Source organism: Pseudonocardia sp. TMWB2A (assembly GCF_017312135.1).
In genome coordinates, this window is sequence record NZ_QKQY01000002.1 from 1,398,210 (window position 1) to 1,421,361 (window position 23,152).

General features: G+C 75.3%; 23 protein-coding genes. 5 read left to right on the forward strand and 18 right to left on the reverse strand.

The genetic code is table 11. The features are described from left to right. Positions 1-564 precede the first annotated feature (564 nt). The 7 genes from DMP17_RS20955 to aroQ all read right to left on the reverse strand — a co-directional run bounded on the left by DMP17_RS20955 (position 565) and on the right by aroQ (position 7,321). Positions 565-1,482 carry a PfkB family carbohydrate kinase gene (locus DMP17_RS20955; RefSeq protein WP_337830373.1) on the reverse strand — a complete coding sequence of 306 codons (918 nt, stop codon included), beginning with the start codon at positions 1,480-1,482 and terminating at the stop codon, positions 565-567. Then, positions 1,479-2,921, reverse strand: a complete 1,443-nt coding sequence (locus tag DMP17_RS20960) for a purine-cytosine permease family protein (protein WP_226366887.1) — start codon at positions 2,919-2,921, stop codon at positions 1,479-1,481. Before DMP17_RS20960 ends, DMP17_RS20955 begins: the two co-directional genes overlap by 4 nt. A 12-nt stretch (positions 2,922-2,933) precedes the next feature. Beyond that, the gene (locus DMP17_RS20965) at positions 2,934-3,935 is read right to left on the reverse strand and encodes an ADP-ribosylglycohydrolase family protein (protein WP_226366888.1); all 1,002 of its coding nucleotides are present in this window, start codon (positions 3,933-3,935) and stop codon (positions 2,934-2,936) included. After that, the gene (locus DMP17_RS20970) at positions 3,932-4,636 is read right to left on the reverse strand and encodes a GntR family transcriptional regulator (protein ID WP_226355445.1); all 705 of its coding nucleotides are present in this window, start codon (positions 4,634-4,636) and stop codon (positions 3,932-3,934) included. The genes DMP17_RS20965 and DMP17_RS20970 overlap by 4 nt, the downstream gene beginning before the upstream one ends. A gap of 191 nt (positions 4,637-4,827) precedes the next feature. Next, positions 4,828-5,553: a maleate cis-trans isomerase family protein gene (locus DMP17_RS20975; RefSeq protein ID WP_226356656.1), complete on the reverse strand. Its 726-nt coding sequence runs from the start codon at positions 5,551-5,553 to the stop codon at positions 4,828-4,830. A gap of 23 nt (positions 5,554-5,576) precedes the next feature. Further along, positions 5,577-6,623, reverse strand: a complete 1,047-nt coding sequence (locus tag DMP17_RS20980; protein ID WP_337830374.1) for a leucyl aminopeptidase — start codon at positions 6,621-6,623, stop codon at positions 5,577-5,579. Between the two features lie 98 nt (positions 6,624-6,721). After that, complete coding sequence (aroQ, locus tag DMP17_RS20985; protein WP_226355443.1) at positions 6,722-7,321, reverse strand: gamma subclass chorismate mutase AroQ; 600 nt, start codon at positions 7,319-7,321, stop codon at positions 6,722-6,724. 62 nt (positions 7,322-7,383) lie between these two features. Here aroQ and DMP17_RS20990 point away from each other — a divergent pair, with 62 nt between their 5' ends. Then, on the forward strand, positions 7,384-8,271 hold the full coding sequence (locus DMP17_RS20990; protein WP_226366891.1) for a 3-keto-5-aminohexanoate cleavage protein: 888 nt from the start codon (positions 7,384-7,386) through the stop codon (positions 8,269-8,271). Positions 8,272-8,399: 128 nt separating this feature from the next. Here the strand turns inward: DMP17_RS20990 and DMP17_RS20995 are convergent, their stop codons facing one another. Continuing rightward, positions 8,400-8,555, reverse strand: a complete 156-nt coding sequence (locus tag DMP17_RS20995; RefSeq protein WP_178374212.1) for a hypothetical protein — start codon at positions 8,553-8,555, stop codon at positions 8,400-8,402. A 196-nt stretch (positions 8,556-8,751) separates the two neighbouring features. On the opposite strand from DMP17_RS20995, the gene DMP17_RS21000 reads away from it, so the two are divergent. Next, the gene (locus DMP17_RS21000; protein WP_226366892.1) at positions 8,752-10,488 is read left to right on the forward strand and encodes a pyruvate dehydrogenase; all 1,737 of its coding nucleotides are present in this window, start codon (positions 8,752-8,754) and stop codon (positions 10,486-10,488) included. A gap of 10 nt (positions 10,489-10,498) precedes the next feature. Here DMP17_RS21000 and DMP17_RS21005 read toward each other — a convergent pair whose 3' ends face one another. Then, the gene (locus DMP17_RS21005) at positions 10,499-11,704 is read right to left on the reverse strand and encodes an ROK family transcriptional regulator (RefSeq protein WP_337830375.1); all 1,206 of its coding nucleotides are present in this window, start codon (positions 11,702-11,704) and stop codon (positions 10,499-10,501) included. Between the two features lie 45 nt (positions 11,705-11,749). Between DMP17_RS21005 and DMP17_RS21010 the strand changes: the two genes are divergently transcribed. Both DMP17_RS21010 and DMP17_RS21015 read left to right on the forward strand, forming a co-directional pair. Further along, entirely contained in the window at positions 11,750-12,958 is a 1,209-nt protein-coding gene (locus DMP17_RS21010; RefSeq protein ID WP_226355439.1) for an MFS transporter, read from the forward strand. Positions 12,959-13,072: 114 nt separating this feature from the next. Next, complete coding sequence (locus DMP17_RS21015) at positions 13,073-14,659, forward strand: AMP-binding protein (protein ID WP_337830376.1); 1,587 nt, start codon at positions 13,073-13,075, stop codon at positions 14,657-14,659. Here the strand turns inward: DMP17_RS21015 and DMP17_RS21020 are convergent. Together DMP17_RS21020 and DMP17_RS21025 are read right to left on the reverse strand one after the other, a co-directional pair. After that, positions 14,647-15,435: a TrmH family RNA methyltransferase gene (locus tag DMP17_RS21020; RefSeq protein WP_337830377.1), complete on the reverse strand. Its 789-nt coding sequence runs from the start codon at positions 15,433-15,435 to the stop codon at positions 14,647-14,649. The two genes, DMP17_RS21015 and DMP17_RS21020, sit on opposite strands and share 13 nt — an antisense overlap. A gap of 9 nt (positions 15,436-15,444) precedes the next feature. Next, a complete protein-coding gene (locus DMP17_RS21025; protein WP_337830378.1) occupies positions 15,445-16,674 on the reverse strand; it encodes an MFS transporter in 1,230 nt (409 codons plus the stop codon). Positions 16,675-16,753: 79 nt separating this feature from the next. Here DMP17_RS21025 and DMP17_RS21030 point away from each other — a divergent pair, with 79 nt between their 5' ends. Beyond that, positions 16,754-17,569 carry a crotonase/enoyl-CoA hydratase family protein gene (locus tag DMP17_RS21030; RefSeq protein WP_226355435.1) on the forward strand — a complete coding sequence of 272 codons (816 nt, stop codon included), beginning with the start codon at positions 16,754-16,756 and terminating at the stop codon, positions 17,567-17,569. Positions 17,570-17,575: 6 nt separating this feature from the next. On the opposite strand, the gene DMP17_RS21035 is transcribed toward DMP17_RS21030, so the two are convergent. From DMP17_RS21035 to DMP17_RS21065, 7 genes are all read right to left on the reverse strand, one after another. Beyond that, positions 17,576-18,409, reverse strand: coding sequence for an SAM-dependent methyltransferase (locus DMP17_RS21035; RefSeq protein ID WP_337830379.1), 834 nt, complete (start codon positions 18,407-18,409; stop codon positions 17,576-17,578). Between the two features lie 5 nt (positions 18,410-18,414). Beyond that, positions 18,415-19,263 (reverse strand): energy-coupling factor ABC transporter ATP-binding protein, encoded by an 849-nt coding sequence (locus DMP17_RS21040; protein ID WP_226355433.1) that lies wholly within the window; start codon positions 19,261-19,263, stop codon positions 18,415-18,417. Continuing rightward, positions 19,260-19,991 carry a cobalt ECF transporter T component CbiQ gene (gene cbiQ, locus DMP17_RS21045; protein WP_226355432.1) on the reverse strand — a complete coding sequence of 244 codons (732 nt, stop codon included), beginning with the start codon at positions 19,989-19,991 and terminating at the stop codon, positions 19,260-19,262. Before cbiQ ends, DMP17_RS21040 begins: the two co-directional genes overlap by 4 nt. Further along, positions 19,991-20,281: an energy-coupling factor ABC transporter substrate-binding protein gene (locus DMP17_RS21050; protein ID WP_226355431.1), complete on the reverse strand. Its 291-nt coding sequence runs from the start codon at positions 20,279-20,281 to the stop codon at positions 19,991-19,993. Before DMP17_RS21050 ends, cbiQ begins: the two co-directional genes overlap by 1 nt. Further along, entirely contained in the window at positions 20,278-20,994 is a 717-nt protein-coding gene (locus tag DMP17_RS21055; RefSeq protein ID WP_226355430.1) for an energy-coupling factor ABC transporter permease, read from the reverse strand. Before DMP17_RS21055 ends, DMP17_RS21050 begins: the two co-directional genes overlap by 4 nt. Before the next feature lie 128 nt (positions 20,995-21,122). Further along, positions 21,123-21,827 (reverse strand): hypothetical protein, encoded by a 705-nt coding sequence (locus DMP17_RS21060; RefSeq protein ID WP_337830380.1) that lies wholly within the window; start codon positions 21,825-21,827, stop codon positions 21,123-21,125. 291 nt (positions 21,828-22,118) lie between these two features. Beyond that, on the reverse strand, positions 22,119-23,030 hold the full coding sequence (locus DMP17_RS21065) for an RNA polymerase sigma factor SigF (protein WP_337830381.1): 912 nt from the start codon (positions 23,028-23,030) through the stop codon (positions 22,119-22,121). Between the last annotated feature and the right edge of the window lie 122 nt (positions 23,031-23,152).

A 23,152-nucleotide genomic window follows, 5' to 3' on the forward strand; every position in this document is an offset into this window, starting at 1 on the left:
GACGACCTCTGCGCTCCACAACCGGTGATCATGGACCGGGTGGAGCCGCGCCGGCAGTGAACGGCGAGTGGGCCGCCGCACGCCACGGACCAGGCACCCCATCGACCCGGCACCTCGACCCGCGACCCCGTCCATGATCGCCAGGAGTGGAGCCGGGAGTGCAGTCCGCAGCCCTGTGCACTCCACACACCGCGATGATCGAGCGACGACCCCACACCCGCCCGCCCGGCCCGACGTGCCCGCGCCGGCACCCCACCCGCCCGGGAAGCATCAGACCATGATCGCCGAGTGTGGAGTTCGGAGCGCAGTCCACCGGCCGCCGCGCTCCACTTCTGCCGATCATGGAGCGACGACCCCGCGCCGACCGGCGGCCCGCACCGTGCCGACGGACGCGCCCTGCCGACGGAGCTCCCTGCCGACGAGGCGCGCCCTGTCCGACGGAGCGCAGCCAGCCCGACGGAGCGCAGCCAGCCCGACGGAGCGCAGCCAGCCCGACGGAGCGCAGCCAGCCCGACGGAGCGCAGCTCGCCCGACGGAGCGCAGCTCGCCCGTCGGAGCGCACCGTCACCCCGCGGCGGCCCCGGCGAGGAAGGCGTCGAGCTCCGCCCGGGTCGGCGCGGTGGCCGGCCCGTACCGGGTGACCGCGAGCGCCGCGGCCGCACCGGCCCGCGCGACCGCCTCGGACCACCCGGTGCCGCGCAGCAGCTCCGCGGCCAGGACCCCGCAGTGGGCGTCCCCGGCCCCGTTGGTGTCGACAGCGTCCACCACCGGCGCCGGGACGGTCTCCACCACCCCGTCGCGGACGACCACGCAGCCCGCGGCACCGTCGCGGACGACCACCGCCGCGTCGTCTTGCAGCCGCCGGGCCAGCGCCCCGGCGGCACGCGCCGCGGTCGGCTCCCCGGTGAGCAGCCGCGCCTCCCGCGCGTTGGTGCTCAGCACCCCGGTCGCGGCGAGCATCCGCTCCCACAGCGCCTCCGGCACGTCCGTGACCAGGGGCCCCGGATCGAGCAGGACCGTCGCCGAGGACTCCGCGGCCGCGGCGACCAGCGCCGCGGCCTTGTCCGGGACGAGCAGGCTGTAGCCGGAGACGTAGAGCACGTCGTCGGCGGTGGTCGCCGGGAGTCCGGCGGGCGCCGCGGTCTCGACCCCGCTGCCGGTGACGAAGGTCCGTTCCCCGGACGGGTCGACCAGGGTCACGCAGATACCGGTGTCGCCGCCGGGGTCGGGCGGCGCGGTCGCCGTGACACCCTCCGCGGCCAGCGCGGCCCGCACGAGGTCACCGTGCGGACCGGTGCCGTGCCCGCCGGCGTAGAGGACCTCGGCCCCGGCCCGGGCGGCCGCGGCGACGACGTTGAACCCGCCGCCGGGCAGCATCGTGGTGCCGGTGGCGAGCACGTCGCCGCCGGGCGGGGGCAGCGCGGGCACCCGCATGACCAGGTCGACCAGGACCTGTCCGGAGTGGACGAGCCGGCCGGTCACCGCTGCTCCCGGGCCCCGCCCAGCGCGGCGTACACCCCGGCGGCGACGACGAAGGTGATCACCCAGGCCAGCCCGTTCTCGCCGAACCAGGTGCCGGCCAGCGGCCCGGTGAACCACGGCTCGGCCGACGGCCCGACGGTGGCGAACAGGTAGCCAACGACGATCGCCAGCGCCCAGGCCGCCGTCGCCCGCGGCTCGATCCCGCCGCGGTACCAGTAGCCGCTGCTGCGCGAGGTGTCCATCAGGGCCACCGGGTCGTAGTGGCGGCGACGCAGCATGTCGACGGCGAACACCCCGACCCAGGCGGTGATCGGGACCGCGAGGGCGCTGATGAAGGCGATGAACGGCGGGTAGAACCCGTCGGCGATCAGCATGAAGTAGATCGCGCCGGCGAAGGTCACCAGCACGTCGACGACGACGGCGTACACCCGCGGCAGCCGCACGCCCAGGGTCAGGGTGGTCAGCCCGGCCGAGTAGACCGACAGGTGGTTGGACAGCAGCAGCCCGCCGAACGCGGCGACCAGGTACGGGATCGCCATCCACGCCGGCAGCAGGTCGCGGATCGCGGCGACCGGGTCGTCGGCGGTGGCCAGGGTCGGGTCCCCGGCGGCGAGCAGGCTGCCCAGCGAGATGAGCAGGACCAGCGGGATGCCCGCACCGGCCGCGGCCGAGGCGACCAGGGAACCGGCCCGCACCGACGGGGACTGGTAGCGGGACATGTCGGCCGAGGCGTTGGCCCAGCCGATCCCGGTGCCGGCCGCGATCACCCCGACCGCGGCGACGACCGCACCCGACGGCGCGGGGGCGGCCGCGGCGACCGCGGCCCAGTCGACGGTCGCGACCAGGAACCCGCCGACGACGATGTTCAGCGCACCGAACACCCAGGTCGCCCAGCGCTGCACCGCCACGAGCACCGCGTGCCCCAGCCCGGCGACGAGCACCGTGCACAGCACGAACACCGCGATGCAGACGATCGTGATCACCGGGTGGTCCTTCGCCGACGGGCTGGTGCCCGCGACGATCGTGACCAGCGACAGCAGCGCGAACGCGGCCGTGGTGGTGTTCACCGTCTCCCAGCCCAGCCGCGACAGCAGCGACACCAGGGTCGGGCCGATGTTGCCGCGGGCGCCGAACACCGCGCGCGACAGGGTCAGGCCGGGCGCCCCGCCGCGCCGACCGGCGATCGACACCGCGCCGACGATCGCGAACGACCCGACGCTGCCGAGCACCGCGGCGAGCACGGCCTGGGTGATGTTGAGCCCGGACGCGACCAGCGTCGCGCCGAGCGGGAGGCCGAGGATGGAGATGTTGGCGGCGAACCAGACCCAGAAGAGCTGGCCCGGGCGGCCGTGCCGCTCGGCGACCGGGACGGGCTCGATGCCCCGGGTCTCGAGCGTCCCGTTCCCGGCGGTGCCGGTGTCGGTCGTGCTGGTGGCCATGGCGGCCTCCTGTCAGGAGGGAAGGCGGAGGCGGAGCAGCCCCTCGACCACGTCGTCGAGGGGGTCGAGCAGGGGCGCGTTGACCCGGCGGACGGTGCCGACGAGGTCGGCGGGCAGTGCGGCGGCGCCGTGCACCGCCCCGAGGACCGCCCCGCAGATCGCGGCGACGGTGTCGGTGTCGCCGCCGAGGGACGCGGCGGTGACCAGCGCGGCCCGCGGGTCGTCGCCGAGGGCGGCGGCGAGCCCGAGGGCGGCGACGACGGACTCGGTCGCGGTGACCGAGGTGCCGACGACGTCGGTGAGGGTGTCGGCGAGCGCGGCCCGGTCGAGCCCGGGCAGGATCCGGAACGCGACGTCGAGGCGGGCGGCGACGTCGGCGCCCGCCGCCCAGCCGCCGCGTCGCGCACCGGCCCGGGCGGCGTCGAGCGCGGCGTCCAGCGCGGCAGGGAGCCCCGCGCCGGACACCCCGGCCGACACCGCGGCGGCCACCGCGGCGGCGGCCGCGATCCCGGGTGCGGTGTGGTGGGTGACGACCGCCGACTCGACGACGGCGTCGAGGAGCCGCGGGCCGGTGTGCGCGACGCCGACCGGCGCGACGCGCATCGCGGCGCCGTTGGTGACGCCGTCGCGGCCGGCGAGCTCGGGGGGCTCGCCGTCCGCGAGCCGGGTCAGGGCCCGGCGGGTGGAGGGGCCGAGCAGGTCCAGCGACCCGCGCCGGATCATGTCCTGCTCCCACGCCTCCAGGGCACCGGCGAACACCCGGGCCGGGACGTGACCGTCGTGGTCGAGCAGGATCCGGGCGAGCAGCAGCGCCTGCTCGGTGTCGTCGGTGACGGTGCCCGCCGGGAGCTTCGGGGCGATCGGCTGGTCGTCGGCGCCGTCGAGGAGCCGGTCGACGACGCCGTAGCGCTCCGCGATCGCGGCCCGGGACAGCGACTGGGTGGGCATCCCGAGCGCGTCGCCGACGGCGAGACCGAGCAGCGCGCCCAGCGCGCGGTCGTGCGGGTCGCTCACCGGTTCTCCCCGAACGCGAGGTGGAACCGGAAGCGCTGCGGGTCCAGCAGGCTGACGACGTGCTCGACGAGCCCGCCGCGGGCGTCGCGGGTGACCCGGACGGCGTGCAGGAACAGCTCGCCGGGCTCGCGTTCGAGGGTGACGGCGTCGGCCGTGTCGAGCGGGGCGACCGCGATCCACTGCTCCCCCGCGACGCCGAGCAGGCCCGCCGCGGCGAGGGTGGCGGTGATCGAGCCGTCGACGAGACCGGTCTCCGGGAGCCGCGCGAGGTCACCGGTGGCGGGCAGCGAGGCGGTCTCCAGCGAGACCGGGACGGCCCCGGCGCGCCGCAGCCGGCGCACGGTGACCAGCGGCCCCTCGTATCCGGTGGGACCGGGGTCGCCGCCCGCGGTGATGCCGAGCAGCTCGGTGCCGACGGCCGCGCCGGACGCGGCGAACGCCTGGGCCCAGCCGAGCCGCTGGTCCAGGGGCGACCCGTCGAAGGTGACGAACGAGCCGACGCCGGTCTCGGTGGTGATGAGGTCGCGCCGGGCGAGCTCGGCCAGCGCGCTACGGACCGTGCCGCGGGAGACGGCGTAGGTGCGGGCGAGCTGGTTCTCCCCCGGGAGCTGCTCGCCGTTCGGCAACCGGCCGGAGCGGATCCGCCCGGCGAGGTCCTCGACGAGGCGCGCCCTCTTGGAACGCCCACCCTGTTCAGACATGTACAAACATGTACAGCACCGAATCAGGCGCGTCCACCCCCTGCGCCGGACGGCCGGCATCCCGTGATCCTTCTCCGTGGAGCCACGAGCGCCCGCCGGGGACGCCGGCACTCCTCAGGGAAGGATCATGGCCCGCGGACACGACGAGGACCCGCGTGCCGGCGCGGCACGCGGGTCCCGGTCGTACGGCCTCAGCCGGCGAGCAGCGCCCCCGCCCCGGGCACCCGCGGCTCCAGCCCGAGCCCGGTGAGGATGCGGTGCGTGGTCGCGGTGGCGGCGGACAGCACCGGGATGCCGGCCGCGTCCTGCACCGCCTCGATCGACGGCAGCGACGGCATCTGCACGCACGCGCTGAGCACCAGCGCGTCGGCGCCGGCCAGGTCCAGCCTGCGCCAGTGCTCGCGCAGGTCGGCCGGGTCGAGCCGGGCGACGGCGAGGTTGTCGGGCACCTGCAGCGACAGCGAGTCGACGACCTCGACCCCCGCGTCGGTGAGGTAGTCCACGACCGCCTTCGTCAGCGGCTCCATGTACGGGGTGATGATCGCGACCCGCTTCGCGCCGAGCGCGGCGATCCCCGACAGCAGCGCCCCGGCGCTGGAGACGACGGGGGCGTCGGAGCCCTCGGCCCGCAGCGCGGCGGTGATGTCGTCCTCGGCGGTGCAGTGGTAGCCGGGGCCCTGCGCCATGATCGCGACCAGGCAGGCCGTCGCGACGACGTCCGGCCGGGCGTCGGCCAGCTCGGCCGCGGCCCGCTGGGCCTGGGCGTTCATCGCGCGCAGCTGCTCGGGGGTCACGTGCTGCATCCGGGCCCGCGCCGCGTGGAAGACGAACCGGTCGTCGGGCAGCACGTCCTCACGGGCGCGCAGCATCCGCGGCAGCTCGGTCTCCATCGTCAGGTTCGAGCTCGGCACGATCATGCCGATGTGGTGGTCGCGGGGGCTCACCGCCGGTTCACCGGCTTCATCTCGCGCACGGTCAGCTCGCCGGCGTCGACGATCAGCTCGTCGTCGAGGAACAGGGAGTTGCCGCGCATCGGGATGTCGAAGTGGCAGGCGGTGTCGTTCGGGCCGCCGAGCTCGTTGTTCGGGCCGATGGAGAACATGACGTTGCCGTAGAAGCTGCGCAGCTCCATGCCCATGCCGCCGCCGAACTGGGTCAGGCCGTGCCAGTGGGCGCGCTCGTCGAGGCCCCAGCCGACATGGCTCATGCCGTAGCCGCGCGGGTCGTCGAAGGACTCGATGTAGGAGCGGAGCAGGTTCGCGTCGAGACCGGAGGAGCCGGCGCCGCCGCGGATGTCGCGGATGAAGCCCTGCTCGATGGTGATCTCGACCGGGGTCTGCACGTAGGTGTTGAACGGCAGCAGCACGTCCCCGGGGGCGAGGACGATCTTCCCGTCGACGCCGTCGTCGGAGCCGCCGGTGAACACGAACGCCGCGGGCCAGTGGTCCCAGCGACCGGGGGTGTCGGTGTAGCCGTACTCGCTCAGCGTCGGGTACATGCCGAGCTGGTAGGTCACGTCGGTGCCGTGCGGGCTGGTGATCCGCATGGTCGAGGCCTTGGCCAGCAGCTCCGCGCCGGTCTCGACGCGTTCGCGCAGCTCGGTGGTCGGCATCAGCCGGGCCAGCAGCTCGGGCGGCTCGACCGCGGTGAGGATGCGGGTGCCCGCGTCCTGGATGGCGAACTGCTCCTTGCTGAACAGCAGGAAAGTGCAGTCCACGACCATGTCCGCGGCCTTGAGGGCGTCCACGGCCAGGGGGATGTTCCCCAGGCCGGAGTCGCCGACCGCCCAGGCGCCGCCCGCGCTCGCCGGCGACGGCAGCCGCATGTGGTAGCCGGTCGCGCCCAGCTTCTGGATCGCCCAGAGGAACGCGTCGGCGTACTCGGTCCGTTCCGCGCCCCGGGTGAGCACGACGACCGTCTCCCCCTCGTGCACGCCCGACAGCGTCAGCTGCTGCAGGCAGATGTCGTTGAACAGGTTCTGGTCCATCGCGCACCTCCGTGTCTCGTCCCATTAATCCGAGCACGTACTATCCGGATACGCAAGACCTTCCGACGAGCGGAAACGGCACCGTCACACGGGGCGGATCAGCCGGGGGCGCCGTCGCAGACGGACTTCAGCGACCGCCCGAGGGCGTTGCGGTGGACCTCGTCGAGCCCCTGCGCCTGCTCGACCGCGGCCTGGGCCAGGGTCGACGGGCACTCCTCGTTCGCCCGGGCCGGTCCGGCCAGCTTCAGGGCGGCCACGAGCTCGTCGCCGATCCGGTCGAGCTGCGGCCGCACCTGGGCCAGCTCGGGACGCTGCGCCGGACGCGTGTCGGGCCGGTCGGTCCACTGCCGGATCAGGTCGTTCTGCACCTGGGTGCTCGCCGCGATCTGGTCGGCGACGATCCGGGCCGTCCAGTCGGGGTCGACGCCGTCGCGGGTCGCGTCCGCCCGCGCCTCGGCGACGACGGCCGCCTCCCGCGCCGGGTCGGTGACGGCCGCCCCGGTGCCGAACTTCGCCGCCGCGACCTGGTCGGAGACCTGGGCGCGCTGCGCGGACAGCTGCACGACCCGGATGAGCCCGTCGGCCGGGGACGCGCCGGGCGGCCCCTCGGTCAGCGGGAGGGGCTGGTCGCCGCACCCGGCCAGCAGGCCCAGGACCAGGAGCGACCCGGCCAGTGCGGTACCGCGTGTGCCGATCACGGTGACGAGCCTACGACCGCAGCGGTCGCGCCCCACCGCCGCCTGCGGCGATGCTGGCGGGCGTGGACACCGCGGTCATCCTGGAAGTGGCGCTGAACGGCACGACGACGCGGGAGCGCAACCCGCACGTGCCCCGCACCCCGGCGGAGGTGGCCGAGCAGGCCGTCGACGTCCTCGACGCGGGCGCGGCGATCGTGCACCACCACAACGACGAGCCGATGTTCACCGTCGACGGGGTGCACGCCGTCGAGCCGTACCTGGCGGCCTGGGACCCGGTCCTGGCCGCGCACCCCGACGCGCTGCTCTACCCGACGATGGCGGCCGGGGCCCGCGACATCCCGGTGACCCGGCGGTGGGCGCACGTCGAGGAGCTGGGCCGGCGCGGGCACATGACACTGGTCGACCCCGGCTCGGTCAACGTCGGCCTGCTCGACGACGGCACGTGCCCGGACGCGGCGGCGCCGGAGCCGTACCAGAACTCCTTCGCCGACACCGAGTACATGTTCGCCCGCACCGCCGAGCTGGGCGCCGCCCCGAGCATCTCGATCTTCGAGCCGGGGTTCCTGCGCACCACGCTGACCCTGCACCGGCACGGGCGGGTCCCGCCGGGCGCGATCGTGAAGCTGTACTTCGCCGACCGGCTGCAGTTCGGGCTGCCGCCGACGCCCGCCGCGCTGGAGGCCTACCTGGAGCTGCTGGAGCCCTCGGGCCTGCCGTGGTCGGTGGCCGTGCTGGGCGGTGACGTCGTCGCCTCCGGGCTGGCCGAGCTGGCGGTGCGCCGCGGCGGGCACCTGCGGGTTGGCCTGGAGGACTTCGACGACGGCCGGGGCACGGCGCCGTCGAACCGGGAGCTGCTCGACGGCGCACTGCGCGTGCTGGACCGGGTGGGCACGACACCGGCCTCCCCCGCGGCCGCCCGCGACATTCTCGGAATCCGGCCGCGCGGGTGATCCTTTCGCCGTGACACACCACGGGGGTGCGTTTCCGGTCCACCCGGACACGCACCCCCGCGGAGAATTCGACGACGCCGGCCGTCACCCGGTCCGCGGATTCCCGCGGCCGGGTCCGGCCGGCCCGGTCAGAACCAGGCCTTCCGCCCGCCCACCGGCCGTCCGATCGCTCCCAGGATCAACAGGACCACACCGACGATGACCAGCAGGCCACCGAGGTAGTAGAGAATGGAGATGCTGGTGAAATACCCCACCAGCAGCAGGATCAGACCGAGAATGATCATTTCGTGTCCCCTCCCAGGAATGTGAGGGGAAAGTACTCACGTCCGGGGGATTCCGCAGCGCGGGAATCGATTCCGATGCCCGAGTCGTGACCTGCCGTGCGCCGGACGGTGCGCGGGGACCGTCACACACCGCAACGGTTCGACCTGGCTCCACAGGGGGAACACGGCCCTCGCACCCGAGCGCGAGGAGGACGACATGGGCCGCACCGTGGCCGACCAGATGATCGAGCTGCTGCACCAGGCCGGCGTCGAACGGATCTACGGCCTGGTGGGTGACAGCCTCAACCCGATCGCGGACGCGATCCGCCGCGACGGCCGCATCCGGTGGGTGCACGTGCACAACGAGGAGGCCGCCGCGCTCGCGGCCGCCGCGGAGGCCCAGCTCACCGGGCGGCTCGCGGTCTGCGCCGGCAGCTGCGGCCCCGGCAACACCCACCTGATCCAGGGCCTGATGGACGCCCACCGCACCGGTGCGCCGGTGCTGGCGATCGCCTCGCACATCCCCTCGGTCCAGATCGGCACCGGCTACTTCCAGGAGACCCACCCGGAGCGGCTGTTCACCGAGTGCTCGGCGTACTGCGAGCTGATCTCGCGGCCCGAGCAGATGCCCCGGATGCAGCGGATCGCGATGCAGACCGCGCTCGCCGAGTCCGACGTGGCGGTGCTGGTCCTGCCCGGCGACGTCAGCGCGCTCGACGCCCCGAACGACACCGGCACCTCGCACCTGTCCCCGCCCACCGGCGTCGTGGCGCCGTCGGAGGAGCAGGTGGCCGAGCTGGCCCGGCTCGTCGACGCCGCGGACACCGTGACGCTGTTCGTCGGCGCCGGGATCGAGCACGCCCGCGAGCAGGTGCTCGCCCTCGCCGACCGGGTGAAGGCGCCGATCGGCCACTCGCTGCGCGGCAAGGAGTGGATCCAGTACGACAACGCCCACGACGTCGGCATGTCCGGGCTGCTCGGCTACGGCGCCTGCTACGAGGCGACGCACGAGGCCGACCTGCTCGTCCTGATCGGCACCGACTTCCCCTACGACTCGTTCCTGCCGCAGGCGCGGACCGTGCAGATCGACACCGACCCCGCGCGCCTGGGCCGTCGCACGCTGCTGGAGCTGGGCGTGCACGGCGACGCCGCGTCCACCCTGGACGCGCTGCTGCCGCGGATCGCGGAGAAGACCGACCGCTCCTTCCTGGACCGGATGCTGCGCAGGCACGCCGAGGCGCTGGAGAAGGTGGTCGGCGCCTACACCCGCAAGGTCTCCGACCTGCGTCCCGTCCACCCCGAGCACGTCGCGGCGGTCCTCGACGAGGAGATGGCCGACGACGCGATCGCCACCGTCGACACCGGCATGTGCAACGTGTGGGCGGCGCGCTACCTGTCCCCCAACGGCCGGCGCCGGATCATCGGCTCCTATCGGCACGGGACGATGGCCAACGCCCTGCCGCACGCGATCGGCGCCCAGTTCGCGTACCCGGACCGGCAGGTGGTGTCGCTGTCCGGCGACGGCGGGCTGACGATGCTGCTCGGCGAGCTGCTGACCGCGGCCGAGCACGACCTGCCGCTCACCGTCGTCGCGTTCAACAACGGCTCGCTGGGCATGATCCGGCTGGAGATGATGGTGGCGGGCTACCCGTCGTTCCAGACCGACCACGGCCCGGCCGACCTGGCCGGGATCGCCCGCGCCGCCGGGCTGTACGCCGAGGCCGTCGACGACCCGTCCGACGTGCGCGCCGCGCTGCGCCGGGCGCTGGACCACCGCGGCCCGGCCCTGGTCGACGTGCGCACCGACCCGAACGCGCTGTCCATCCCGCCGCACATCACCGCCGCGCAGGTCCGCGGGTTCGCCCTCGCCGCGACCCGCACGGTGCTCGACGGCGGCGTCGGGAAGATGGTCGAGCTGGCGCGCAGCAACCTGCGGTCGATCCCCCGGCCCTGAGCGGGACGGGTCAGCCGGCGCGGGCGGCGAGCCCGGGGGCCGAGACCGCGTGGTCCAGCGCGATCGCGGCGGCACCCCGGAGCACGCCGTCCTCGCCGTGCGCGTCGTCGTGCACCGGCGGCGCGACGGCGCGGCGGAAGGCCATCAGCCCGGCGTCGTAGGCGACGGCGAACGCCTCCGGCGCCGCGGCCCGCAGCGCGGGCCCGAGCCCGGCCAGCACGACGACCTCCGGGTCGTGCGCGTTGACCAGCCCGGCGATCCCGCGGGCCAGCGACGCCGACGCCGAGGTCACCGCCGCCGACGGGCCGGGCTCCCCGGCGGCGGCGCGGTCGAGGACCGCGCGGGTGTAGGTGTAGGGCGCGTCCGGCTGCGGTTCGCCGAGCATCACGGCGAGCGCCCGGCCGTCGACGCCGGTCGTCCAGCAGCCGCGGGCGCCGCAGACGCAGTCCGCACCGGGGTCGCCGAACGGCAGGTGCCCCAGCTCCCCCGCGGCGCCCCGGGCGCCGGTCTGGGCGCGCCCGTCGAGCAGCAGCGCACCGCCGATGCCGACCTCGACGGTCACGAACAGCGCGGTGCGCGCACCGGCGGCGGCGCCGTCGCGGACCTCGGCGACACCGGCGAGGTTCGCGTCGTTGCCGACCAGCACCGGCAGGCCGAGCCCGGCGCCGATCCGGCGCACGTCCAGTGGGCTCCAGCCCTGGCCGCCCCCGACCTCGGCGATGTGCTCGTCGACGACGGTCGCGGCGATCCCGATCCCCACCGCCACCACCGGGCCGGCCGCGGCGGCCACCAGCTCGGCCACCACCCCGTCCAGCTCCGCGGCGACGGCGTCGGGGTCGCGACGGCGGTGCCGCCCCGAGCGCACCGCGACCGGGGTCCCGTCGAGCCCGGCGAACCCGGCCCGCCAGCCCTCGAACCGCACGTCGACGGCGACGACGCCCGGCCCGTCCGGGTTGGGCGTCAGGGTCGTGGTCGGCCGCCCGCGCCCGCCGCAGGGGGCGCGCTCCTCGGTGACCCAGCCGAGGTCGCGCAGCCGGGCCGCGATCTCGGTGGCCGAGCCGCTGGCCAGGCGCAGCCGCCGCGCGAGCTCGACGCGGGTGAGGCCGGGTTCGCGGCGGACCTCGTCCAGGACCTCGGCGGTGGCGCGCCAGCGGTCGGTCTCGGCGCGCCCGGGCGCATCCGTGCCGGAACGTGAACCGGCCGACATCGACGTCATCCGGTTTGACACCTCCGGCCTCCCGAGATTTATCCTCGTGTCGCGATGAAAAAGGCTCTCACCTCGTCCCAGTCTCCCACCACCGGGCCCGCGCTCGCCGCGATGGCCCTCGGCGGTCTGGCCATCGGCACCACCGAGTTCGCCTCGATGGGTCTGCTGCCGGCCTTCGCCGCCGACCTCGGCGCCACCGTGCCGCAGGCCGGCACGGCCATCAGCGCCTACGCGCTCGGCGTCGTCGTCGGCGCGCCGGTGCTCGCCGTGCTCGGCGCGCGGTGGCCCCGCAAGCACCTCGTCCTGGCCCTGGCGGGCGCGCTGGCGGTGACCAACGTGGCGTCGGCGTTCGCCCCGACCTTCGGCACCTTCGTCGCCACCCGGTTCCTGGCCGGCCTGCCGCACGGCGCCTACTTCGGCACCGCCTCGGTGCTCGCCGCCTCCCTGGTCCCCCGCGAGCGGCGGCCACGGGCGATCGCGACGGTGATGAGCGGGCTGATGATCGCCAACATCGTCGGCGTGCCGGGCGCGACCTGGCTCGGGCAGAACGCGGGCTGGCCCGCGGCCTACCTGACCGTCGGCGCCGTCGCGGCGCTCACGATGCTGGCCGTCTGGCGCCTGGTCCCCGACGTCCGCGACGAGCGCCGCGGCTCGGTACTGGGCGAGCTGTCGGCGCTGCGCCGCGGCCAGGTCTGGATCACGATGGCGGTCATCGCGACCGGGTTCGGCGGCTCGTTCGCCGTGTACAGCTACATCACCCCGGTGCTCACCGAGGTGTCCGGCCTGGCCGTCTCCGCGGTGCCGCTCGCACTGGCGGTGTTCGGGGTCGGCATGACCCTGGGCAACCAGGTCGGCGGCCGGCTGGCCGAGGCCGCCCCGGTGCGCACGATCGCGGCCGGGCTCGCCTCGGCCGCGGTCGCGATGGCCGTGTTCGCGGTGACGGCGTCGTCGCCGGTGCTGGCCCTGCTGGCGCTGTTCGCACTGGCGTTCACCACCACCGCGACCACCCCGGCGCTGGCGACCCGGCTGATGGACGCCGGTCGCGAGGGCCCGACCCTGGGCGCGGCGCTGCACCACGCCGCGTTCAACGTGTCCAACGCCCTCGGGGCCGCACTGGGCGCCCTGGTGCTGGCCGCCGGATGGGGCTGGACCGCGCCCGCCGCGGTCGCGACCGTCCTGCCGCTGCTGGGACTGGCCGCACTGGGGGTGGCGGTCCGGATGGAACGCGCCGAGCGGCGCGAGGAGCTCGCCCTGGCCGCCTGAGGACCGCCCTGACAGGTCACACAAGCGAGAGGTGTCGATCAGATCACCTCCGGGAAGCCTGCCCTCGAGTTGATCGTTGCGTAAGACAACGATCCCGTCGAGAGGAGCCCGGACATGTCCGCCGGTCTGGACCGCGCCACCGCGCCGCGCAACGACACCGCCACGCAGAGCGGGACCGCCCTGCACAGCGACGTCGAGGAGCTCCTCGACGCCCTCGCCGCCGACCGCGGCCGCGAGGCCCTGGTGCACCGCGACCGCAGGATCACCGCGGGCGAGCTCGTGGACTCCGTGCACCGGCTCGCCCACGCCCTCGACGACCGGGTCGAGCCGGGCCGGGTCGTGGCGCTGCTGGCCGGGAACACGCCCGAGGCGATCGTCGCGCGGCTCGCGGTGACGCTGCTCGGGGCCGGCATCGCCCAGCCGCACGAGGGCCTGTCCGCCGCCGCGCAGGCCCGCATCGTCGACGACGTCGAGGCGCCGCTCATCCTCGTCGACGCCGACGCCGCGGCGGCCGCCGAGCCCGTCCTCGCGCTGGTCCCCGGCGTCGACGTGCTCTGGCTCGGCCCGCACGGCACCGACACCGACGTGACGGCCGAGGCCGCGACGGCGTCCACCGCACCGGTCCTGGGCCGCGCCCGGCCGGACGCCGTCGAGCAGATCCGGCACACCGGCGGCACCACCGGCCACCCGAAGGGCATCACCTACACCTTCGACCACCACCGTCGCGGTGCCGCGATGCGCCGCGGGGCAGGCGGGTTCGGCAGCGGCGACACCGGCGCGCGCCTGCTCGTCGCCACGCCGGTCGCCCACGTCGGCGGGGCGCTCGCCGACCGCACCCTGGCCGACGGCGGCACCGTCGTCCTGCAGGACGACTTCGAGCCCGGCGCCTACCTCGCTGCCGTCGAGCGGGAGCGCATCACCCACGGCTTCCTGCTGCCGCCGCTGATCTACCGCCTGCTCGACCACCCCGACCTGGACCGGACCGACCTGTCGTCGCTGCGGTCGCTGGTCTACGGCGGCGCCCCCGCCAACCCGCGGCGCATCGCCGAGGCGCTGCGCCGGATCGGCCCGGTGTTCACCCAGTTCTACGGCCAGACCGAGGCCGGCGGGATCAGCGTGCTCACCGCCGAGGAGCACCGGAACCCCGACCTGCTCGGCACCGTCGGGCGGCCGATCCCCACCACCACGATCGCGATCACCGACGCCGACGGCCGCCCCGTCGCCCCGGGCGGGCGCGGTGAGCTGTGGGTGCACACCGGCATGGAGATGGACGGCTACTGGAAGCAGCCGGAGCTGACCGCCGCCACCGTCGTCGACGGGTGGGTACGGACCGGCGACGTCGCCCGCCAGGACGCCGACGGCTACCTGCACCTGCTCGACCGGGTCAAGGACATGATCGTCGTCGTGGGCGGGCACGTGTACACCTCCGAGCTGGAGGACCTGCTCATGGAGCACCCGGCCGTCCGGCACGCCGCGGTCTTCGGGGTACCCGACGACGACGGCACCGAGACCGTGCACGCCGCCGTCGTCACCGACTCCCCGGCGCCGAGCCCGGACGAGCTGACCGGCCTGGTCGCCGACCGCGCCGGCGCGATGTACGTGCCGGACACCGTGGAGTTCGTCGAGCGGATCCCGCTGACCGGGATCGGCAAGACCGACAAGAAGCGGCTGCGCGCCGAGCTCGCCGGTCAGCCGCGCTGACGGACCGCCTCGTAGAGCACCACGGCCGCGGCGATCGAGGCGTTGAGCGAGTTGACCCGCCCGCGCATCGGGATGACCACCGTGGCGTCGGCCCGGTCGAGCCACGCGTCGGTCACCCCGGTGGCCTCGGTCCCGATGACCAGCGCGGTCGGCCCGGTCAGGTCGGTGCCGGCGAGCCCGGTCGTCCCGGCCGGGGTGGTGACGAGGGTGGCGATGCCGCGCCGGTCGAGCCAGTCGAGGACCTCGGTGGTGGGCGCGGACGCGACCGGCACCGCGAACACCGTCCCCTTCGACGCCCGCACCACGTTGGGGTTGGCGAAGTCGGTGCCGCCGCGCTCCGGGGTCGCGATGACTACCGCGTCCACCCCGCACGCCTCGGCGGTGCGCAGCATCGCCCCGACGTTGCCGGGCTTCTCGACGCCCTCGGCGACGAGCACGAGCGGGTCCGGGCCGAGGTCCAGCTCGTCGAGCGGGCGGCCGGGGGCCGGGGCGACGGCGAGCCAGCCGTCCGGGGACTCGCGGTAGGCGATCCGGGCGAACACCTCGCGGGTCACCGAGAACACCCGCGCCGACGGCATCCGGGCCAGCAGCGCGTCCGACCGCACGAGGTCCGGCGCCCAGTACACCTCGGCCGGCTCCACGCCGGCGTCGAGCGCGAGCGCCAGCTCGTCGTGCCCCTCGATCACGGTGACGCCCGCGGCGTCGCGGTGGCGGCGGGTGCGCAGCCGGACCAGGTTCTTGACACGCGGGTTGGCGGTGCTGGTCAGGTCGGGCACCCGACGAGCCTAGGACGGCGGGGCGTCCGGGGACCGGCCGGGACCGCGTGCCCGGTCCGGGTCCCCGGAGCGGACCGCGAGCCACCCGGCGGTGACCGCGGCCGCGACGGCGAGCACCGCCAGCGGGGCGGCGAGCGCCGTCGTCGCGACGAACGCGGTGGCCAGCCACGGCGCGGCGAACCCGGTGTAGGCGGCGGTGTAGAACAGCCCGTTCACTGCGCCCCGCCCGGACGCCGGCGCCAGCCGGCCGACGCGGGTGAGCCCGGCGTTGAGGCAGAGCCCGCCACCCGCGCCGAACAGCACCCCGGCCACCGCGACGCCCGCGACGGCGGCCGGTCCGGGTGGCGCGAGCAGCGCGGTGAGCGTCGCGGCGGCGGCCCCGAGGGCGCCCAGCCCGGCCCCGGCGGGCCCGGTGCGGCGGCCGAGGCGGTGCGCGAACGGCTGCACCAGCGTCCCGGTGCCCAGGGTCAGCGCGGCGAGCAGCCCGGTGAACGCGACCGCACCGGAGATCCCGGGCAGCAGCAGCGGCAGCACGGTCACCGCGACCGACGGGAACGCGTACACGCACACCGCGGTCGGCACGACCACCCGCACGAACACCCGCCGCGCGGCCGGGGTCAGGCCCGGCCGGGGCAGCAGGCCGCGGGACGGCGGCCCGGCCGGGCGGGTCCCCGTCCCGACGGTGGCGAGCACCGCGGCGACCGCCACCACCAGCAGGGCCACGTGCACGAGGTAGGGCAGGGCCAGCGGCAGCGGCCCGGAGGTCGCGAGCAGCCCGGAGGTCAGCGGCCCGAGGCAGAAGCCGGCGGTCTGGGCGACCGACGCCGCCCGCGCGGCCCGCGGCGCGCCGTCCGGCCCGGCGAGGTCCTGCAGCCAGGCGCTGCCCACCGAGAACACCGCACCGGACGCCAGCCCCTGCAGGAACCGGGCCGCGAACAGCAGCCACAGTGCCGACGCCCCGCCGAGGAACAGCAGCGACGCCCCCGCGACCCCGGCGGCGACGGGCAGCAGCACCCGCACCCGACCGAACCGGTCCGACGCCGGCCCGCCCAGCAGCAGCGACGGTGCGAGCCCGAGCGCGTACACCCCGAAGATCGCGGCGAGCGTGCTCGCCGACAGGTCGAGCTCGGCCCGGTAGACCAGCAGCAGCGGGGTCGGGACGTTCGTGCCGAACGCCGTCGCGAACAGCAGCCCGCAGGCCGCGAGCCACGTCCGGTCCCCCCGGCCTCCCTGCCGCACCGCCGCATCCTGCCAGCCGGGGGTTACCTACCGGTAGCCTCCGCAGCGAGGACCGGCGACGAGGACGGAGTGACGCGACATGGGTGAACCGACGGGGATCGCGGTCGAGGTGGCGGACGGGGTCGCGCGACTGCGCCTGGACCGCCCGAAGGCGGCGAACGCGCTGCACGAGCCGATGTGGTTCGGGCTGCGCGACGCGGTGCGCGAGCTGGACGCCGACCCCGCCGTGCGGGTCGTGGTGATCAGCGGCAACGGGCGGCACTTCTGCTCGGGCATCGACGTGTCGATGCTGGGCGGGCTGCGCGAGACCGCGTCGGACGACTCGATGGGGCACGGCGCCGACGCGCTGCGCCGCACCATTCTCGACCTGCAGGACTGCCTCACCGCGATCGAGCGCTGCCGGAAGCCGGTCGTCGCCGCGATCCAGGGCGTCTGCATCGGGGCCGGCCTGGACCTGGCCGTCGCCTGCGACCTGCGCTACGCGACCGCCGACGCGTCGTTCGTGCTGAAGGAGGTCGACATGGGCCTGGCCGCCGACGTCGGCGTGCTGCAGCGGCTGCCGCGGATCGTCGGCGAGGGTGTGGCCCGCGAGATGGCCTACACCTGCCGGCCGGTGTCGGGCACCGAGGCGAAGGAGCTGCGCCTGGTCAACGGCGTGTACCCCGACGCCGACGCCCTCGAGGCGGGCGTCGCCGAGCTGGCCGCGTCGCTGGCCGCGAAGTCGCCGCTGGCGCTGCGCGGCACCAAGCACGCGATCACCTACGCCCGCGACCACTCGGTCGCCGACGGGCTCGACCAGATCGCCACCTGGAACGGCGGCCAGCTGGTCTCGGCCGACCTGACCGAGGCCGTCAGCGCGTTCATGGAGAAGCGCCAGGGCGTCTACCGGGACTGACCCGGCCTACCGTCGCGGGACGACCTCCCCGACGACCGCGTACATCCCGGCGGGCGGCTGCCCGTCCTCGGCCCGCCAGTCGCTGACGTCGACCAGGCCCGGTTCCAGCAGCTCCAGCCGGTGCCCGGGCCGGTCGACGAGCAGCCTGCGCAGCAGGGCGCGGTCCCGGGACCGCGCCGGCTGCGCGGTGTCCCGGGTGAACCGCTCGATGGTGCGCATCCGCTCGGCGGTGTGCGGGTCGTCGACGTCGGTGCTGCCGTGGGACACGACGAGCATGCTGCCGGGCCCGAACGCCGTCACGTATCGGTCGAACAGGGCGCCGAGCAGGTCGTCGTCGCGGACGAAGTGCAGCACCGACACCGCGAGCACGGCGACCGGCTCGGCCGGGTCGAGCAGGCCCGCCACACCCGGCGCGGCGAGCACGGCCTCGGCGTCGGTGAGGTCGGCGGCGGTGATCGAGACACCGTCCACACCGGTCAGGATCTGGCGGCTCATCGCGACCGAGACCGGCTCGACGTCGACATAGGCGACGCGCGCCGCCGGGTCGGCGCGGTGGGCGATCTCGTGCACCGGCTCGGCGGTGGGGATGCCGGAGCCGAGGTCGAGGAACTGGCGCAGCCCGCGGTCGAGGCAGGCCCGCACGGCCCGGCCGAGGAAGGCCCGGTTGGCGAGCGCGAGCTCCCGCGTGTCCGGGAGCACGGCGAGCACACGCTCGGCGAACTCGCGGTCGGTGGCGAAGTTGTGGGCGCCGCCGAGCATGTAGTCGTAGACGCGGGCCGGGTTGGGGAGCGACAGGTCGATCTCGTCCACCGGGTCGGGCACGGGCTCCGGGGTGGTCATGGGCGTCACCCTCTCGCCGGTGTCTCCCGGGTCGCAAGTCCCGATAGGACATCGTGCAGCTCCGCCGCCGTGCCGGGGGCCACGCCGGGGTGCCCCGCCAGCGCGAGCAGCCGCGCGACCGCGGGTGCCCAGGCCGGACCGAGCCGGGCGTCGGCGAGCAGCGCGGCATCGCCGAGGATCTCCGCGGCCGGGCCGCGCCGGACCCGCCCGCGCGCGACGACGGCGACGTCGTCGGCCCAGCGGTGGGCGAGGTCGACGTCGTGTGTGGACAGCACGACCGCGGTCCCGGCGCGCTGCAGGTCCGCCAGCACGACGACGAGCTCCTCCACCCCGGCCGGGTCCAGGCCCGCGGTCGGCTCGTCGAGCACCAGCACCCGGGGCCGGACGGCGAGGGCCCCGGCGATAGCGACCCGCTTGCGCTGCCCGAACGACAGCCGGTGCGTCGGCCGGTCGGCGAGGTCGGCGACGCCGACGGCGGACAGCGCCTCGTGCACCCGGGCGTCGACCTCGGCCTCGTCGAGACCGAGGTTCAGCGGGCCGAACGACACGTCCTGCGCGACGTCGGCGGAGAACAGCTGGTCGTCGGGGTCCTGCAGGACGAGCTGGGCGGACTCGCGCAGCCGCACCAGCCCGCGGCGGGTGCGGCGGACCGGCTCGCCGTCGAGCAGGACCTGCCCGGCCGACGGGGCGAGCAGCCCGAGCAGCAGCCGGAACAGGGTGGTCTTGCCGCCGCCGTTGGGGCCGAGCACCGCGAGCCTGCGCCCCGGGTCGACGACGAGGTCCGCCCCGTCGAGCACAACCGGCCCGTCCGGGTAGGCGAAGACCAGCCCGCGGGCCTCCAGGACCGCGGTCACGGGACGACCACCAGGGCCAGGACCGGCACGGCGACGAGCAGCACCGCGCTCGCCGCGACGAAGGCGGGCGAGACGGTGCGGGCGGGTACCCGGACGCGCAGCGAGCCGTCGTAGCCGCGGGAGGCGAGGCCGGCCTCGAGGCGGCGGGCACGATCGAAGGCGCGGACGAACACGGCCCCACCCTGCCCGGCCAGCGACCGGAAGGTGGTCCGCCGCGTCCGGAACCCCATCCGGAGGGACTGGGCCTCCCGGACCGCGGTCAGCGAGTCCAGCAGCAGGAACAGCATCCGGTACACGAGCAGGGTGATCTCCAGGACGGCCGGCGGCACCCACCGCAGCCGGGGCAGGGTGTCGGCGAGCGGCGTCGTCGCGGCGAAGAGGATCAGGCAGGACACCGCCGCCAGCGAGCGTCCGACGAGCGCGGCCGCCCGGGCCGGCCCGCCCGACGCGAGCGCGAGCCAGGGGTCCCCGCCCACGGTCACCAGCAGGGGCAGCGCCCCCACGATCACGAACCCGAGGGGCAGCGCGAGCAGCCGCAGCGCGGTCCGCCACGGCACCCGGGCCCCGGCCAGCAGCAGCGCCAGCGCCGCGGCACCGGTCAGCACGGCCCCCGGCCACGGCGGGAGCGCGACGGCGAGCAGCAGCAGCCCCAGGGCGAGGAACGCCTTCTCCCCCGGGTGCCGGGACCGCCAGCGGTTGGCGTGGGCGGTCTCGTCGATCAGCAGCATCAGGTCTGCCGGGCGGCCTTCTCCCGGCTGCGGGTGCGGGCGACGCCGATGCAGTAGCCGAGCACGCCCGCGCCGGCCGCGGCCTGCATCGCGAAGATGCCGGACTCGATCTCGCCCGACGGCGGCTCCCACACCGGGCTGAACCACGGCTCGTAGCCGGTGGCCTCGATGGCCTCGCCCGCCTGGCCGTCGGACCCGGCGTACTCGCCGGGCACGAACAGCACCGGCACCGCGAACAACGCGACGACGGCGACGACCAGCAGGATGTTCACGACGGTCGAGCGGCTCACGCCGACGCCTCCTTCTCGGTGGTGGCGGTGGGACCGGTCGCGGCGGTGGTCGCCGGGCGCAGCACGCCGAGGCGGCGCAGCTCGTCCGGGGTGATGCGCACGAGCAGCCGCACGACGAGCACCGTCAGCAGCCCCTCGGCCACGGCCAGCGGGATCTGCGTGATCGAGAAGATCGAGGCGAAGGTGACGAACGCTCCGCCGAACCCGGAGGTGGGGTCGGGGAACGCGAGCGCGAGCTGCGCGCTGGTGATCGTGTAGGTGCCGAGGTCACCGAGGAAGGCCGCGGCGAACACCGCGGGTCCCAGCGAGCCCCCGAGCCTGCGGACCACGACGTAGGCGCCGTAGGCGATCCACGGCCCGGCGATCGCCATCGAGAAGGCGTTGGCGCCGAGCGTGGTGAGCCCGCCGTGGGCGAGCAGGACGGCCTGGAAGAACAGCACCACCGTCCCGAGCAGGGCCATCACCGGTGGTCGGAACAGCACCGCGCCCAGCCCGGTCCCGGTCGGGTGCGACGACGACCCGGTCACCGACGGGATCTTCAGCGCCGAGAGGACGAAGGTGAACGCGCCCGCCGCGGCGAGCAGCAGCTTGGTGTCCGGGTCCTCCCGCACGCGGCGCACCACGGCGCGGGCGCCGTGCACGACGAACGGCGCGGCGACGACGGTCCAGGCCGCCGCGTGCAGCGGCGGCAGATAGCCCTCGGCGATGTGCACGGGCGAACGCTACGGCCACGTCATTCGATCGTGCAAGCCTGAACATCCGGTCAGGTGTGCAGGCCCTGACACACGGCGACGCCCGGACCCGGCCGGGCCCGGGCGTCACCGGTGGCTGCGGTGTGCCGTCAGAGGCGCAGGCCGTTGGTGTGGTGCACCTCGGCGGGGCGCTCGGCGGTGGCCTTGTGCTCGGCCGCGGCGGCGAGCCGGCCCGCCTCCTGCTCGGCCTCGCGACGACGGTTCTCCCGCTCGGCGGGCGTGGTCTCGGGCGTACCGACCCCGCTGCCCGGCCGGCCGGCGACGACCTGCTCCTTCGCCAGCCTGCGGGCCTTCTTCTCCGCCTTCGCGGCGGCGTCGCGCTTGGCGACCTTCTCAAGCCGCGCTGCCTTGGCCTTCTTGGCGGCCTTCTTCTCCGCGGCCGCGGCCTTCTCCTGCTCCGCACGCTCGGCCTTCGCCTGCTTGCGGGCCTTCTTCTCGGCCTTCTCGGCGGCGCGGACGGCCTTCTCCGCGTCCTTCTCCTCCGCGCGGCGGGCCTTCTTCGTGTCGGCCTTCGCGGCCTCGACGGCCTTCCGGCCGCCCTTCTTGTCCTTCTTGCCCTTCTTCGCGTCGGCCTTCTTCCCGGCCCTCGCGTCCTTCGCCGACGGGCCCGACGTCCCGGCCTCCTGGGCCGAGCCGGCGGCACCGGCCGCGATCAGCGCGGCCTGCTGCGCCTTCGCGGCGGCCCGCTCCGCCTTGGCGGCCGCCACCTCGGCGCGCCCGGCGGCCGCGGCCGACGACCGCTCCGCCTCCTTGCGGTCACGCTTGGTGGCGAACATCTTCTCCTGCACGGCCATACCCGGGTCCTCTCCTGTCGTCGCGACCGACGGCACGCCGCGGTACCGGTCGGTGGGAGCACCGACCGGCCGCGCACGTGCGGGTGACGGGTCGCGGGACGACGGTCTCGCTGAATGTCTCGGTGTGCGCGACACCGTGGCCCGGTGGACGGACGACGGCGTGCGCGGAACACGACAGGGTGCCCCGGGAGGCCGGTGGGGAAACGCGCAGGTGACGGCGAGGTGATCAGGACCGGCCCGGTTGCCCCGGTCGGACCACCACGGCCACCCGGTCGTCGTAGCGGGCGGGCGTCAGCCGGCCTCGGGGACCCCGTCGTGGTGGGTCTGCTCGTCGGCGAGGTGGCCGCGCAGGGTCACCAGGGTCCGGGCGAGCAGCCGCGACACGTGCATCTGCGACAGCCCGACCTGGGCGGCGATCTGGGTCTGGGTCTGGTTGCCGAAGAACCGCAGCATGAGGATGGTCCGCTCCCGCTCGGGGAGCTTGCGCAGGGCGGGTCGCAGCGACTCGCGGGCCTCGACCGCGTCCATCCCGGCGTCGATGCCCCCGACGATCTCGCCGAGCGGGTTGTCGGTGTCGCCGACGAGCTGGTCGAGCGAGTCCGACCGGTAGGAGTCCTGGGCCTGCAGGCCCTCGATGACCTCCTCGCGGCTGATGCCGAGGTGCTCGGCGAGCTCGGAGACCTTGGGGGCGCGGCCGTGCCGCGAGGCCAGCTCCTCCTGGGCGCGGGTCATGCGGCTCTGAATGTCCTTGAGCCGCCGCGGCACGCGCATCGACCAGGTGCGGTCGCGGAAGTACCGGCGGATCTCCCCGGTGATCGTGGGGACGGCGTAGGCCAGGAACGGGGTGCCCTGGCCCGGGTCGAACCGGTCCAGCGCGTTGATCAGCCCGATCGTGCCGACCTGCTCCAGGTCCTCGACGGGCTCGCCGCGGTGCCGGTAGCGCCCGGCGATGTGCCGGACCACCGGGTGGAAGCCCCTCGCCAGCTCGGAGCGCAGCCGCTCCCGCTCCGGGTCGTCGGGGTCGGCGGCGGCGAAGGCGTGCAGGGGCGCGAGGAGGTGGGCGTACTCGTCGGGGCGGGTGTCCGCGGCCTCGTGGGCGGGCCCGGTCGTGCCGTCGGCGGTGTCGCCGCTCGTGCCGTCCACCGGGTCCCCCACCGTGTCGTCGGCGCGCGACGCCTCGGCGTCCGTGCTCGGCTCAGCCATGCCGTCTCCGCGGCCGGCGATGATCGACTGTCATCACCGACCGACGGTAGGCCGGGTGTCGCCGGCCCGCATGTCGAACTTCGCGTGACCTGGTCGAGTTTCGATCGACGGTCACTCCGATG

Coding starts and splice junctions, on each gene's coding strand:
- DMP17_RS21005 (WP_337830375.1), bottom strand. CDS start 11,704: ATGACGTCGATGTCGGCCGGTTCACGTTCCGGCACGGATGCGCCCGGG.
- DMP17_RS21000 (WP_226366892.1), top strand. CDS start 8,752: ATGGGCCGCACCGTGGCCGACCAGATGATCGAGCTGCTGCACCAGGCC.
- DMP17_RS21010 (WP_226355439.1), top strand. CDS start 11,750: ATGAAAAAGGCTCTCACCTCGTCCCAGTCTCCCACCACCGGGCCCGCG.
- DMP17_RS21015 (WP_337830376.1), top strand. CDS start 13,073: ATGTCCGCCGGTCTGGACCGCGCCACCGCGCCGCGCAACGACACCGCC.
- DMP17_RS20975 (WP_226356656.1), bottom strand. CDS start 5,553: ATGATCGTGCCGAGCTCGAACCTGACGATGGAGACCGAGCTGCCGCGG.
- DMP17_RS21035 (WP_337830379.1), bottom strand. CDS start 18,409: ATGACCACCCCGGAGCCCGTGCCCGACCCGGTGGACGAGATCGACCTG.
- DMP17_RS20995 (WP_178374212.1), bottom strand. CDS start 8,555: ATGATCATTCTCGGTCTGATCCTGCTGCTGGTGGGGTATTTCACCAGC.
- DMP17_RS20970 (WP_226355445.1), bottom strand. CDS start 4,636: ATGTCTGAACAGGGTGGGCGTTCCAAGAGGGCGCGCCTCGTCGAGGAC.
- DMP17_RS20980 (WP_337830374.1), bottom strand. CDS start 6,623: ATGGACCAGAACCTGTTCAACGACATCTGCCTGCAGCAGCTGACGCTG.
- DMP17_RS21060 (WP_337830380.1), bottom strand. CDS start 21,827: ATGGCCGTGCAGGAGAAGATGTTCGCCACCAAGCGTGACCGCAAGGAG.
- DMP17_RS21065 (WP_337830381.1), bottom strand. CDS start 23,030: ATGGCTGAGCCGAGCACGGACGCCGAGGCGTCGCGCGCCGACGACACG.
- DMP17_RS20960 (WP_226366887.1), bottom strand. CDS start 2,921: ATGGCCACCAGCACGACCGACACCGGCACCGCCGGGAACGGGACGCTC.
- cbiQ (WP_226355432.1), bottom strand. CDS start 19,991: ATGCTGCTGATCGACGAGACCGCCCACGCCAACCGCTGGCGGTCCCGG.
- DMP17_RS21030 (WP_226355435.1), top strand. CDS start 16,754: ATGGGTGAACCGACGGGGATCGCGGTCGAGGTGGCGGACGGGGTCGCG.